The sequence below is a fragment of the Micromonospora arborensis genome, from assembly GCF_003205615.1.
Classification (GTDB): domain Bacteria; phylum Actinomycetota; class Actinomycetes; order Mycobacteriales; family Micromonosporaceae; genus Micromonospora; species Micromonospora arborensis.
The window spans coordinates 1-12,402 of the sequence record NZ_PYBV01000058.1; the positions used below are offsets into that span (position 1 = coordinate 1).

General features: G+C 73.2%; 11 protein-coding genes and 1 pseudogene. 4 read left to right on the forward strand and 8 right to left on the reverse strand.

What is annotated here, in order from left to right:
- Positions 1-241: 241 nt before the first annotated feature.
- Positions 242-1,039, forward strand: a complete 798-nt coding sequence (locus C7C45_RS31010) for a class I SAM-dependent methyltransferase (protein WP_110568131.1) — start codon at positions 242-244, stop codon at positions 1,037-1,039.
- Between the two features lie 30 nt (positions 1,040-1,069).
- On the opposite strand, the gene C7C45_RS31015 is transcribed toward C7C45_RS31010, so the two are convergent.
- On the reverse strand, positions 1,070-2,134 hold the full coding sequence (locus C7C45_RS31015) for an NAD-dependent epimerase/dehydratase family protein (RefSeq protein WP_110568133.1): 1,065 nt from the start codon (positions 2,132-2,134) through the stop codon (positions 1,070-1,072).
- Between the two features lie 186 nt (positions 2,135-2,320).
- Between C7C45_RS31015 and C7C45_RS31020 the strand changes: the two genes are divergently transcribed.
- Positions 2,321-3,625 carry a molybdopterin-dependent oxidoreductase gene (locus C7C45_RS31020; RefSeq protein ID WP_341866529.1) on the forward strand — a complete coding sequence of 435 codons (1,305 nt, stop codon included), beginning with the start codon at positions 2,321-2,323 and terminating at the stop codon, positions 3,623-3,625.
- Positions 3,618-4,082 (forward strand): hypothetical protein, encoded by a 465-nt coding sequence (locus tag C7C45_RS31025; protein WP_110568135.1) that lies wholly within the window; start codon positions 3,618-3,620, stop codon positions 4,080-4,082. Before C7C45_RS31020 ends, C7C45_RS31025 begins: the two co-directional genes overlap by 8 nt.
- Here C7C45_RS31025 and C7C45_RS31030 read toward each other — a convergent pair.
- The 7 genes from C7C45_RS31030 to C7C45_RS31060 form a co-directional block, all read right to left on the reverse strand.
- Positions 4,049-4,747, reverse strand: coding sequence for a RibD family protein (locus C7C45_RS31030; RefSeq protein ID WP_110568137.1), 699 nt, complete (start codon positions 4,745-4,747; stop codon positions 4,049-4,051). The genes C7C45_RS31025 and C7C45_RS31030 overlap by 34 nt on opposite strands.
- Positions 4,744-5,427, reverse strand: a complete 684-nt coding sequence (locus C7C45_RS31035) for a GTP cyclohydrolase II (RefSeq protein ID WP_110568140.1) — start codon at positions 5,425-5,427, stop codon at positions 4,744-4,746. The genes C7C45_RS31030 and C7C45_RS31035 overlap by 4 nt, the downstream gene beginning before the upstream one ends.
- Positions 5,428-5,485: 58 nt before the next feature.
- Positions 5,486-6,424: a lysylphosphatidylglycerol synthase transmembrane domain-containing protein gene (locus tag C7C45_RS31040; protein ID WP_110568142.1), complete on the reverse strand. Its 939-nt coding sequence runs from the start codon at positions 6,422-6,424 to the stop codon at positions 5,486-5,488.
- A 66-nt stretch (positions 6,425-6,490) separates the two neighbouring features.
- Positions 6,491-7,309, reverse strand: coding sequence for a class I SAM-dependent methyltransferase (locus C7C45_RS31045; protein WP_110568144.1), 819 nt, complete (start codon positions 7,307-7,309; stop codon positions 6,491-6,493).
- A complete protein-coding gene (locus tag C7C45_RS31050; protein WP_110568225.1) occupies positions 7,306-8,352 on the reverse strand; it encodes a glycosyltransferase family 4 protein in 1,047 nt (348 codons plus the stop codon). The genes C7C45_RS31045 and C7C45_RS31050 overlap by 4 nt, the downstream gene beginning before the upstream one ends.
- Complete coding sequence (locus tag C7C45_RS31055) at positions 8,352-8,750, reverse strand: 6-pyruvoyl trahydropterin synthase family protein (RefSeq protein ID WP_110568227.1); 399 nt, start codon at positions 8,748-8,750, stop codon at positions 8,352-8,354. The genes C7C45_RS31050 and C7C45_RS31055 overlap by 1 nt, the downstream gene beginning before the upstream one ends.
- A gap of 2 nt (positions 8,751-8,752) precedes the next feature.
- Positions 8,753-9,736, reverse strand: coding sequence for a zinc-dependent alcohol dehydrogenase (locus tag C7C45_RS31060; protein ID WP_110568147.1), 984 nt, complete (start codon positions 9,734-9,736; stop codon positions 8,753-8,755).
- Between the two features lie 51 nt (positions 9,737-9,787).
- Between C7C45_RS31060 and C7C45_RS31070 the strand changes: the two are divergent.
- Positions 9,788-12,348, forward strand: a pseudogene (locus C7C45_RS31070) (CDP-alcohol phosphatidyltransferase family protein).
- Positions 12,349-12,402 lie beyond the last annotated feature (54 nt).

The window sequence follows — 12,402 nt, forward strand, 5'->3', positions numbered from 1 at the left end:
GGTGGCTGGCCGGGCAGGCGGCGACCGCGCTGGCGGTGAACCACCTTCTCTGGACGGTGTCCTAGACGAGCAGATCACCTCCGTCAGGGCGGATGCGGTAGTGAGCGGTATACCTCAGAGTCATATTCATACCTCTGAGGTATACCGCTCAACAGGACATCGACATGGCGGGCAGCCAAAGCGGATGGCGAGCGGCACTCTCCCGAACCCGTTAACCGCACGGAAGGGACAACCAGCCACTATGACCGACACCAACCGCGAGGTGCTGCGCACGACGTTCGGCCAGGACGCCGAACTCTACGACCAGTGCCGTCCGAGCTATCCGTCCCAGCTGTTCACCGACCTCGCCACCCTCGCCGGCCTCGGTCGACACGCTCGGGTGCTGGAGATCGGATGCGGCACCGGCCAAGCGACCCTGCCCTTGGCACAACTGGGATGCCATGTCGTCGCGATGGACCTCAGCCCCGACATGGCCGCCATCGGCCGACGCAATCTCGCACAGTTCCCGAACGTCACCGTCGTCGCGTCGGCGTTCGAGGACTGGCAGCCCTCGAACGGCGCCTTCGACGCGGTGCTCTCCGCAACCGCGTTCCACTGGCTTGACCCCGACGTGCGCATGATCAAGGCAGCTGACCTGCTGCGCCCCGGCGGATCCCTCGGCATCATCTCGACCCACCACATCGCCGGCGGGACGGACGCCTTCTTCGCCGACGCACAACGATGCTACGAACGCTTCGATCCGACAACACCGCCCGGCATGCGCCTGACCACCGACGACGAGACCGCCGAGGAGGCAACAGAGTTCGAGCGATCGGCACGATTCGGGCCGGTCGAGTTCCGGCGCTACGAGTGGCAACAGACCTACACGGCCCACGAGTACCTGAACCTGCTCATGACCTATTCCGGCCATCGCGCCATGGCACCGCAGGCGCGCAGTGGCTTGTTTGCGTGCCTCATCGATCTGATCGAAAACGTCTACAACGGAGAAATCACCAAGCAGTACCGGACCCGGCTCGCCATCGCACACAAGACACCGTGACCCACGACCACGCCGCGAGGTCCGGCCCGGTCAGCGGGCGAGAGCGGCCGGCTCCCGCAACGGATCGGTGGCGAAGCCGGCCACACCCTCGGCGAAGCCGACCCGGGCGGTGTAGCCGAGCAGTTCGGCGGCTCGGCGCGGGTCGGCCACCACGTGCCGCACATCGGCGGCCCGGGCACCGCCGACCACCTCCGGGGCCGGCCCGCCCATCGCCTCGGCCAGGGTGACCGCCAACTCCCCGACGGAGTGCGGCTCACCCGAGCAGACGTTCACCGGCAGCAACGTGGCCGGCGGCGCGGTGCTGGTCAGGGCCAGCAGGTTGGCCCGCGCCACATCGCTGACGTGCACGAAGTCACGCCGTTGCCGGCCGTCCTCCAGCACCCGGGGGGCGACGCCGGCGGCCAGCGCGGAGCGGAAGATCGACGCCACCCCGGCGTACGGGGTGTCGCGGGGCATCCGTGGACCGTAGACGTTGTGGTAGCGCAGCGCCCAGACCGCGCCACCGGTCTGCCGGGCCCACGCCGCGGCCAGGTGTTCCTGGGCGAGCTTGCTCGCCGCGTACGTGCTGCGGGGCTCAAGGGGGGCGTCCTCGGGCACGAGCGCCGGGTCGAGGCCCAGGCCGCAGCGCGGGCAGGTCGGGTCGTACCGGCCGGCGGCCACATCCTCGGGCCGGCGGGGCGCGGGACGCACCGTGCCGTGGCCGGGGCAGGTGTAGCGGCCCTCGCCGTAGACCACCATCGAGCTGGCCAGCACCAGCCGGCCGATCCCGGCCCGGTGCAGCGCCGCCAGCAGCACCGCCGTGCCGTAGTCGTTGTGCGTGACGTAGTCGGGACCGTCCGACGGGTCCAGGCCGTGCCCGACCATCGCGGCCTGGTGGCAGACCGCGTCCACCCCGGTCAGCAAGCGGTCCAACAGTGGGCCGTCGCGGACGTCGCCGCGTACCACGTCGTGCCGTCGTGACCAGGCGGGCAGCTCCCCGCCGTGCGCCTGGGGCAGCAGCGCGTCCAACGCCACCACCTCGTGCCCCTGCTCGACGAGCAGGTCGGCGACCTGCGATCCGATGAACCCGGCCGCGCCGGTGACCAGTACCCGCATTCCCGTCACGGTAGGGCGGTTCGGCCGCCCGGCGGGCCGGTTCGGGTGACCCGTAAGGAGTTCACAACAGCTGGCGGCCCGGTAAGCGTTCGGTAATGCGGCAAACCCGTCCGGGCCGTACCCGCGCGGAATAGCCTGCCGGCAGTGCACCCGCCGCCGGCCCACGGCGACGAGGAAGGAGCCGGGGTGTCCCCGTACAGGTCCGGTCGACGCGACAGCGCGTGGAAACCGCCCGGGGTGGACGCGGTCGAGCGAAGCTGGCGCAGCCCCCTGCGCGGGCCCTGGCTCACCGCCGTCTACGGGTCGGTGCTGCTGATCGCACTGCCCCTGGTCATCATCACCGGGCTGCTCGACTACGCCGCCTACGGCCCCCGGTTCGACCAGGCGTTCCCGACTCACGTGGGCTGGTTGCGGCTACCCACGTTCGACTGGCCGACCCGGCCGTCCTGGCTGTTCCGGGTCACCCAGGGCCTGCACGTCACGCTCGGAATCGTGCTCATCCCGGTGGTGCTGGGCAAACTCTGGTCGGTGATCCCGAAGCTGTTCGCCTGGCCGCCGGCCCGCTCACCGGCCCAGGTGTTGGAGCGGCTCACCCTCCTGTTGCTGGTCGGCGGGATCCTGTTCCAGATCGCCACCGGCGTGCTGAACATCCAGTACGCGTACCTCTTCGGCTTCGACTTCTACACCGCCCACTTCTTCGGGGCCTGGGTCTTCACCGGCGCGTTCGTGGCGCACGTGATCATCAAGTTTCCCCGACTGGTGACCGCGCTGCGGTCGCGCCCGCTCAGCGCGGAACTGCGTACCCCACCCGCGGCGACCCGACCCGAGCCGCCCGACCCGGACGGCCTGGTCGCCGCCGACCCCGGACCGGCCACCCTCAGCCGACGCGGCGCGGTCGGTCTCGTCGGTGGCGGCGCGCTGCTGCTGGGTGCGCTGACCATCGGGCAGAGCCTGGACGGCCCGCTGCGCCACACCGCGCTGCTGCTGCCCCGGGGACGGCAGCCCGGCCCCGGGCCGAACGGCTTCCCGGTCAACCGCACCGTCGCGGCCGCCGGCGTACGCCCCGAGCAGACCGGCGCCGGCTGGCGGCTGACCCTGCACGGCGGCGGACGGACGGTCACCCTGGACCGGCCCGGGCTGCTGGCCATGGCCCAGCACACCGCCGCGCTGCCGATCGCCTGCGTGGAGGGCTGGTCGACCCGGCAGACCTGGACCGGGGTGCGGCTACGTGACCTGGCCGCGCTCGCCGGGGTGGCCGACCCGGCCAGCGCGCGGGTGTCGTCGCTGGAGCAGGCCGGGCTGTTCCGGACGGCGGTGCTCGCGTCCAACCAGGTCCTCGATCCGGATTCGCTGCTCGCCCTGCGGGTCAACGGCGTCGACCTCTCCCCCGACCACGGCTACCCGGCCCGGGTCATCGTGCCGGCCCTGCCCGGGGTGCACTGCACGAAGTGGGTCGCCGAGATCGACTTCCAGGAGCGGACCGATGGCTGAGCGACTGCACGCCCGGTACGGCGCCGCGCCCTGGCATCTCGTCGTGGTCACGGCCGCCATCGTGCTCGCCGGCTGGGTGGCGCTGCGGCTGGCCGACGAGGCGACGTTCGGTCGGATGCTGCTCTGGTTCGTCGGCGCCGCCATCGCCCACGACCTGGTGCTCTTCCCGGTGTACGCGAGCACCGACCGGGTGCTGCGCGCGCTGGTGCGCGGCCGGGTCACCCTGCTCAACCACCTGCGGTTCCCCGCGCTGGGTACGGCTCTGCTCTTCGTCGTCTACTCCCCCGGCATCCTCCGCCTGGGCGAGACCACCCACGAGGCAGCCACCGGCCAGGACCAGCGGCCGTACCTGCCGCGCTGGCTCCTGCTCAGCGCGACACTGTTCCTCCTCAGCGGCGTGACCTACCTCCTGCGCCGCCGCCGTCAGGTGTCGGCGCAGCGGTCGGACAGCGCGTAGCGGAGGAGCACCACGTCGCCGATCTGGCGGGCCTCGGCCAGCCGGGCCCGACGGCCCGGGTGCCACGGGAAGTCCCCCTCGCCGACGAACCGGGGCGCCCGACCGTCGCCGACGAAGAACGGGGCGATCACCAGGTGCAACTCGTCGGCGAGACCGGCGGCGAGGAACTGGGCGTGCACCGTTCCACCGCCCTCCACCATCAGCCGCCGTACGCCTCGCCCGGCCAGGTCGCGCAGCAGCCAGTCGGGGTCGACCGGGTCGCCCGCGTCCACCACGGTGGCCAGTCGGCCGACGCGTTCCCGGGTCTTCTCCAGCGCGCCCGTGGCGCAGTAGACGAGCCGGTCCGACTCGCCGGCGGTGAAGAACCGGGCGGTCGGGTCGAGGTCACCGCGGGCGGTCAGGGTGACCTTGGTGGGCGAGGCGGGTCGGCCACCCGCCACCCGCTCGGCCCGGCGGTGCGCGGAGCGCACCAGCAACCGGGGATCGTCACGGCGGACGGTGCCGGCGCCGACCAGGATCGCGTCGCAGCTGGCCCGGACCGCGTCGACCCGGTCCAGGTCGTCGGCGTTGGACAGCAGCAACCGTTGGTCGGCGGCGTCGTCGATGTACCCGTCGATCGAGGTGGCGCAACTGAGCAGCACGTACGGCCGCGTCGCGCAGCTCATTGGGCGACAGGCCGGTCAGGGGTACGCGTCGCGAGCGCCTCCGCCGCCTCGGTCTCCGCCGCCTTGGCCGCCTTCGCCGCCAGGTAGCCGGCGTTTGCCGGGGAGAGGAAGACGCTGGTGGGCACCCGTTCGGCCACGTCCACGCCGAGGCGGGTCAACTGCTCGGCCTTGTCCGGGTTGCTGCTCAGCAGTCGGATCCGCGGCACGCCCAGCGTGGCCAGCATCTGCGCGGCGGCGCTGTAGTCCCGCTCGTCCTCGCCCCGGCCCAGCGCCACGTTGGCCTGGTAGGTGTCCAGCCCGGCGTCCTGCAGCGCGTACGCGTCGAGCTTGGCGTACAGCCCGATGCCACGGCCCTCCTGTCGCAGGTACAGCAGGAAACCACCGCACTCGGCGATCCGCTGCACCGCCTCACGCAGCTGCGGCCCGCAGTCGCAGCGCTGGCTGCCGAACACGTCGCCGGTCAGGCACTCGCTGTGCGGGCGGACCAGTGGCGGGTCACCGCCGGCGGCGAGCCGATCCAGCGCGCCCGCCCAGTCGCCGAGGCCGAGGGCGAGGTGCTCCCGACCGTCGATGAGACCCTTGAACGAGAACACCCGGACGGTCGTGGCGTAGCCGTCGGGAAAGGACAACGGCACCGTGACCTGCGTACGGATCGTGGCGACCGGCAATGCTTCGGGCATGGGACTCCTTTGTCCGGCGCCACCGCCGCGCGGCGACGCGTAGCGTCTCACAACCGACTCAACAACCGCCGCCGGAGGCGGCTTCCCGGGCGGCGGCAGGAGCCCGTTTCCGCCGGGCCAGCAGCACGGCGGCACCGGGCAGGCTGGCCACCAACACCAGTGCCCCGTAGACGGTGGCGGTGGCGACACCCTGGGCCGCGCTGAGCCCCGCCGCGCCGAACACCCACGCGGCCACCCCCTCGCGCGGCCCGAAGCCGGCGACGTTCAACGGCAGGCCCATGGCGAGCAGGGCGAGCAGTGTCAACGGCAGCAACCGCGACAGTGGAGCGTCCGCGCCGGCGGTGCGCGCCGCCACCAGGAAGGTGGCCAGGTGACCGGCGACCATCACGGCGGAGGCGATCAGCACGCCGAGCCAGGTGCGCCGGGCCAGCAGCCCGGACCGCACGTCCGCCACGGCGGTCCGCGCCGCTCTCGCCCAACGCGAACGGCCGGCGTTCGGTACGGCCCGGGCCAGCAGCACCGCGACCAGCCCGCCCGCGACGAGCAGCGCGGCGGCGACCGGCAGGTACGGCCGCACCGGGGACGGGAACGCCGCGAGCACGACCAGCGCGACTCCGACCAGGACGACCTGCCCGGCGGTACGCTCCCAGAGCACCGCGCGGATGCCCCGGCTGACGTCACCGGCGTCGCGGCCGTGGCGTACCGCCCGGTGCACGTCGCCGAGCACCCCACCGGGCAGCGTGGCGTTGAGGAACACGGCCCGGTAGCAGTGCGCCACCGCGGTCACCAGGGGCAGCCGCACGCCGAGGCCACCGGCGACCAGGCTCCACCGCCAGGCCGCGCAGACCGTGGTGACCACCCCGATCAGCAGCGCCGCCGTCAGCGCCGGAGCGTCGATCAGTCGCACTCCGGCGAGGAACGGGCCGCCCCCCACCTGCCACAGCAGGACGGCGAGCAGACCCACCCCGCCGACCAGTCGTGCCCAGGCCCAGAACATCGACGCCGGCCCTCCCCATGAAGATCGTCCACTTGCCCTAGTGCACGTACCCAGGGCGTGAACGGTTCATCCGCCGGCGAGGAGGTCGCGATGCTCGACCCGTACGGTGAGCCGCCCGGCCGCCGCGTCGGCCAGCCGACGCTGGACGTACGCGTGGGCGGGTTCGGCGAGGTCGGGGCGTTGCTCGCACGCCGCGCCCAGCCAGCCTCGGAACCACTCGGCGGCCAGGTCGGCCTGCTCCGGGCCGAGGTGCCACGGGCTGAGCCGTTCGCGCACGTCGACGCCCCGGCGGGCGAACGCGGCGGCGGTGGCGGCGACCGCGTCCGGGCCGAGCAGCCGCCGGCCGTCGACGGTACGCCGCTGGTGGTCGTTGAACGCGGCCTCGACCGCCGCGTCCAGCGGGTCGGCCGGGTCGAGCCGGACCCGACCAGTCACCGAGATGGCGAACAGGGCGGGGCGACCGACGCAGGCGTCCACCACCCGCTCGATCTCCTCGGCGCTGAGCATGTCCAGCAGCGCGGACGCGGTTACCAGGGCACCGTCGGCCAGGTCGGCGGCGCTGAGCCGGGTGAGGTCGCCGCACCGGGTACGCACGGTGACCGGTGCGCCGTCGGCGGCGGTCACCCCGGTCATGCCCTCGGCGGCGCGGGCCAGCAGGTCGGCGTCGCGGTCGTGCAGCACCCAGTGCTGCGGGCCGGGCAACCGGCTGGCCAGCCAGCGGCTCATCGAGCCGGTGCCGCTGCCCAGGTCGTGGATCACCGTCGGGGCGGCACCGGTCAACCGGGGGCGGACGACGTCGAGCAGGTCCTCGGCACGCGCCGCCGCGTCGGCCGGCTCGCGCAACCGCAGCCAGTCGGCGAACGGCAGGGTCTCCTCGGCGGTCATTCCGCCACCTCCTTCAGCACGGCGGCCAGCAACCCGATGGTCACCGGCCAGTCGGTCAGGGTGTCGCGCCGGGCGAGGGCAGCTTGCCGCAGCCGGTCCCGCAGCGCGTCGTCACCCAGCCACCAGCTCAGCGCGCCGGCCAGCGCGGCCGGGTCGTCCGGTGGGACGAGCAGCCCCGGCAGGTCACCGTCGGGGGTACGGCCGAGTGCCTCCGGCACACCGCCCACCCGGGTGCCCAGCACCGGCAGACCGCGGGCCAACGCCTCGGTGACGACCATGCCGTACGTCTCGCCCCGTGACGGCAGCACCAGCAGGTCGGCGGCGGCGTACGCGGAGTCCAGCGCCGTACCGGTCAGCGGGCCGGCCAGCCGGACCCGGTCGGCGAGGCCCGCACCGGCGAGCTGGTCGCGCAGCCGGTGCACCAGTTCGGGCTCCCGGTTCAGCGTGCCGGCGCAGACCAGCGTCCAGGGCGCCTCGGTCAGGACGGTCAGGGCGTCGACCAGTACGTCGTGGCCCTTGTGGCGGGTGACCGCGGCCACGCAGAGCAGGCGGCCGCCGGTGGCCGAGCCGGGGGGTACCGGCGGTGCCGGCGTCACCCCCGGCGGCGCGACCCGGACGCGGTCGGCGGGCAGCGGATGGCGCAGCAGCAGGCGGCGTCGGGTCCACTCGCTGGTGGTGACGACGGCCCGGGCGGTGGCGAGGGCTCGGGCCTCGGCCTCGTCGTCCAGGGGCATGTGCACCAGGACGACCAGCCGCAGCCGGCGGGCGTGCGGGGCGAGCAGCTCTGGCACGGTCGAGGCGATCAGACCGTCGAGCAGCACCACGGCGTCGTCGGGCGCGGCGGCGAGCACCTCGGCCAGCGTTGCCCGCTCGGCCGGCTCGGGGTGCGGCCACGCGCCGGGCACCGGGTGCTCGTGCACCGCCCAGCCGCGTTCGCCGAGCCCCGCGCAGATCCGCCGGTCGTAGGTGTTGCCGCCGCTGGGCGTGGTCGGATCGTCGATGTCACCGGGCAGGACGACGTGCACCGCCCGGCCCGCATCGATCACAGCGACCGCTCGTAGCTGGCCCAGGCGACGTGCGACTCGTGCAGGGTGACGGTGATGCCGGCCAGTTCGCGCGCTCCGGCGCCCAACTCGCCGGCGTGTACGCGCTCGGCCAACCGGTCCGCGACCGTGCGGGCCAGCACCTCGGTGGTGGTGTTCACCCCGGCGAAGGCCGGCTCCTCGTCGAGGTTGCGGTAGGTCAACTCGCCCAGCACGGCCCGCAACTGCTCGGTGGCCAGGCCGATGTCGACAACGATGCCGTCGGAGTCCAGGTCGGCACGGCGGAACGTCGCGTCCACCACGAACGTCGCCCCGTGCAGGCGTTGGGCGGGGCCGAACACGTCGCCCCGGAAACTGTGGGCGATCATCATGTGATCCCGAACGGTCACGCTGAACACGGTCACTCCCCGTCGTCGTAGGTGATGAGGTGGCAGAGCGCGGGCAGGTCACCCGCGGTCAGTCTGGCGAGCACGTCGGGCAGCTCCGCGAACCGGGACGCACCGGTGATCAGCGCGTCGAAGGCCGGATCGTCGAGCAGGTCCAGGGCGAGCGCCAGCCGGTCGGTGTAACTGCGCCGCCCCCGCCGGGCGGGTGCGACCATGCCGACCTGACTACTGCGGACGGTGAGTCGTCCGGAGTGGAACGCCCCGCCCAGCGACACCTGCACCGGACGGTCGCCGTACCAGCTCAGCTCGATGACCGTGCCCTCCGGTGCGAGCAGGTCGAGTGAGTGTTGCAGGCCGGCGCCGGTGGCGCTGGCGTGCACGACCAGGTCCCGGTCGCCGGTCGCGTTCGTCGGTTGGGCGAACTCGACGCCGAGCGCGCCGGCCACCCCGGCCCGACGGGCGTCGGTGTCGACCAGCTCGACCTCGACGCCGGGGAACCGGGCGAGCAGTGCCGCGACGCAGCAGCCCACCATGCCCGCGCCGACCACGCTGACCCGGTCACCGACCAGCGGCGCGGCGTCCCACAGCGCGTTGACAGCGGTCTCCACCGTGCCGGCGAGCACCGCCCGGGCGGGTGGCACCCCGTCGGGCACCGGCACCACGGCTATGGCCGGCACGACGTACGCGCTCTGGTGCGGGTGCAGGCAGAACACCGTGCGCCCGAGCAGTTCCGGCGGGCCCTGCTCGACCACGCCGACGCTGAGATAGCCGTACTTCACCGGGCCGGGGAAGTCGCCCTCCTGAAACGGCGCGCGCATCGCGGCGTGCTGGTCGGTGGGCACCCGACCGGCGAAGACAAGCGTCTCGGTGCCCCGGCTGACTCCGGAGTAGCGGGTACGGACCAGCACCTCGTCGGGCCCCGGCGTCGGCAGCGACACCGGCCGGATCTCCGCCGCGCCGGGCTCGCGCACCCAGCAGGCGTACGCCTCGCGGTTCACCGTCGCGCACCTCACCTTTGCTCCGGGCCGAACCGAACGGCCGTCGTTTCCGTGTTCCCTGTCGGGGTCGTCGATCATAAACACGGAGGTACGGTGCCCACAGTTCGAAGTGGTCCGAGGATCGGGCTGACCGCGCAACTGGCCGTACTGGCGGCGCTGGCCGCCACGGTGGGGCTGAGCCCGGCGGGCTGGCTGGTCGGGGTCGGCTACGGGGTGGTCACCTGCCTCGCGTTGAACCAGGGCCTGCACCGGGCCGGCTCGTCCCGGTTGGGCCCCGCCGACCGGGTGACGCTGACCCGGGCGATCCTGGTCGGCGCGGTCACCGCGCTGGTGGTGGACTCGTTCGACCGGCCGGCGCCGGTGGGCCTGCTGGTCACGGTGAGCGCGGTGGCGTTGCTGCTGGACGCGGTGGACGGCCAGGTGGCCCGGCGTACCCGCACGGTCAGCGCGCTGGGCGCCCGCTTCGACATGGAGGTCGACGCGTTCCTCATCCTGGTGCTCAGCGTGTACGTCGCGCCGAGCGCCGGCGCGTGGGTGCTGGCCATCGGTGCGATGCGGTACGTGTTCGTGGCGGCGATGGTGGTGCTGCCGTGGCTGGACGGGCCACTTCCGCCGCGCTACTGGCGCAAGGTGGTGGCCGCCGCGCAGGGAGTCCTGTTGGCGGTGGCCGCCGCGCGGGTGCTGCCGGAGCCGTGGACCATGCTGGTGCTGGTGGCGGCGCTGGCGATGCTTGTCGAGTCGTTCGGCCGTGACGTGGCGTGGCGGTGGCGACACCGTCCGGCCGTCGCGCCGGAGCCGGTCACCGTGCCGCCTCGGCTGCCGGTGCGCGCGTTGGCGGCCAGTTCGGGCGGTAGCGTCCACTCCGACTGGAGGCCGTGATGACCCTTCCCGCTCGGGTACGCCGGTTGGCCGGCCGGTTCCGCTCGCACCGCCCGGGGGTGGACGCGTCCCCGCGTACTCCTGGGGTTTCTCCTGGCCGGGCCCGGCGGACGGCGCGGGCGGCGGGCAGCGTGCTCGCCGTTCTGCTGGTGTTCGCCGTGCTGGTGGGTCCGGACCGGCTCGGCCTGCTGACACCCGGCGCGTTCCTGCGCATCCCACTGGAGGGGTTGCTCGTCGCCGCGCTGCTGCTGGCGCTGCCGGCGCGGCCCCGGCGGGTGGTGGTGGCCGTGGTCGGTCCGTTGCTCGGCCTGCTGGCCATCGTGAAGCTCGCCGACCTGGGCTTCCGGACGGCCCTCGATCGGCCGTTCGACCTGGTGTTGGACTGGTTGCTGCTCGACGACGCGTACGGTTTCGTCCGGGATTCGGCCGGCCGGGCCGGCGCGGTCGGCGCGGCGGTGGGTGTCGTGCTGCTCGTCGGCGCGCTGCTGCTGGCGCTGACGCTGGCACTGCGGCGGCTGGCGTCGCTGCTGGTCCGCCATGACCGTGCCGCGACCCGGGCGGTGGCCGCGCTGACCGTCGTCTGGGTGGCGTGTGCCGTCGTCGGGGTGCGGGTCGTGCCGAGCGTGCCGGTGGCGGACACTCAGCTCACGGCGTTGGTCGGCGCGCACGTGGCGCAGGTGGACGAGCGGCTGCGTGACCGGGAGGTGTTCACCGCCAAGATCGACGCCGACCCGTTCCGTGCGGTACCGGGTGACCAACTCCTGACCGGGCTGCGCGGCAAGGACGTCGTCCTCGCCTTCGTGGAGAGCTACGGGCGCGACGCGGTGGAGGACCCGGAGTTGGCGCCGCAGGTCAATGCGGTGCTGGACGCCGGGACCGCCCGGCTGCGCGCGGCCGGGTACGAGGCCCGCAGCGGCTTCCTCACCTCACCCACCTTCGGCGGTGGTAGCTGGTTGGCGCACGACACGTTGCTGTCGGGTCTGTGGACGGACAACGAGCAGCGGCACCGCAGCCTGCTGGCCAGCGACCGGCTGACCCTCAACGGTGCGTTCCGCCGGGCCGGCTGGCAGACCGTCGGGGTGCTGCCGGCCGCCACCCAGCCCTGGCCGGAGAAGGGTTTCTTCTCCTTCGACAGGTACTACGACGCCGAGGCCCTGGGCTACCGGGGGCCGAAGTTCAGTTACGCCCCGATGCCCGACCAGTACACGATGCAGTTCTTCCAGCAGCGGGTACTGGCCGACGCGGACCGTCCGCTGATGGCGGAGATCCCGCTGATCTCCAGCCACTCACCGTGGACGGCGGTGCCCCGGATGATCGGCTGGGACCAGGTTGGCGACGGTTCGGTCTACGGCAGTGCCGCGACCGGCGAGGACGGTGGCGATGCCGACGACCGGGACACCGGCCAGATCCGGGCCGGTTACCGGCAGGCCATCGGTTACTCGCTGGAGACCCTGATCTCGTACGTGCAGACCTACGGCGACGACGACCTGGTGCTGGTCTTCCTCGGTGACCACCAGCCCGCCCCGGTGGTCACCGGTGAGGGTGCCAGCCGGGACGTCCCGATCACCATCGTGGCCCGTGATCCGGCGGTGCTGGACCGGGTGTCGGGTTGGGGCTGGCAGCAGGGGTTACGGCCCGGGCCGGACGCTCCGGTGTGGCCGATGGACAGCTTCCGGGACCGGTTCCTGACCGCCTTCGGTCCGTCGGCACCGCCGATCGCCGCGCCGCGCTGACGGCTGTCGACACCGATTCGGACAAAATACTCATAAGCCATTAAATACCCCGTT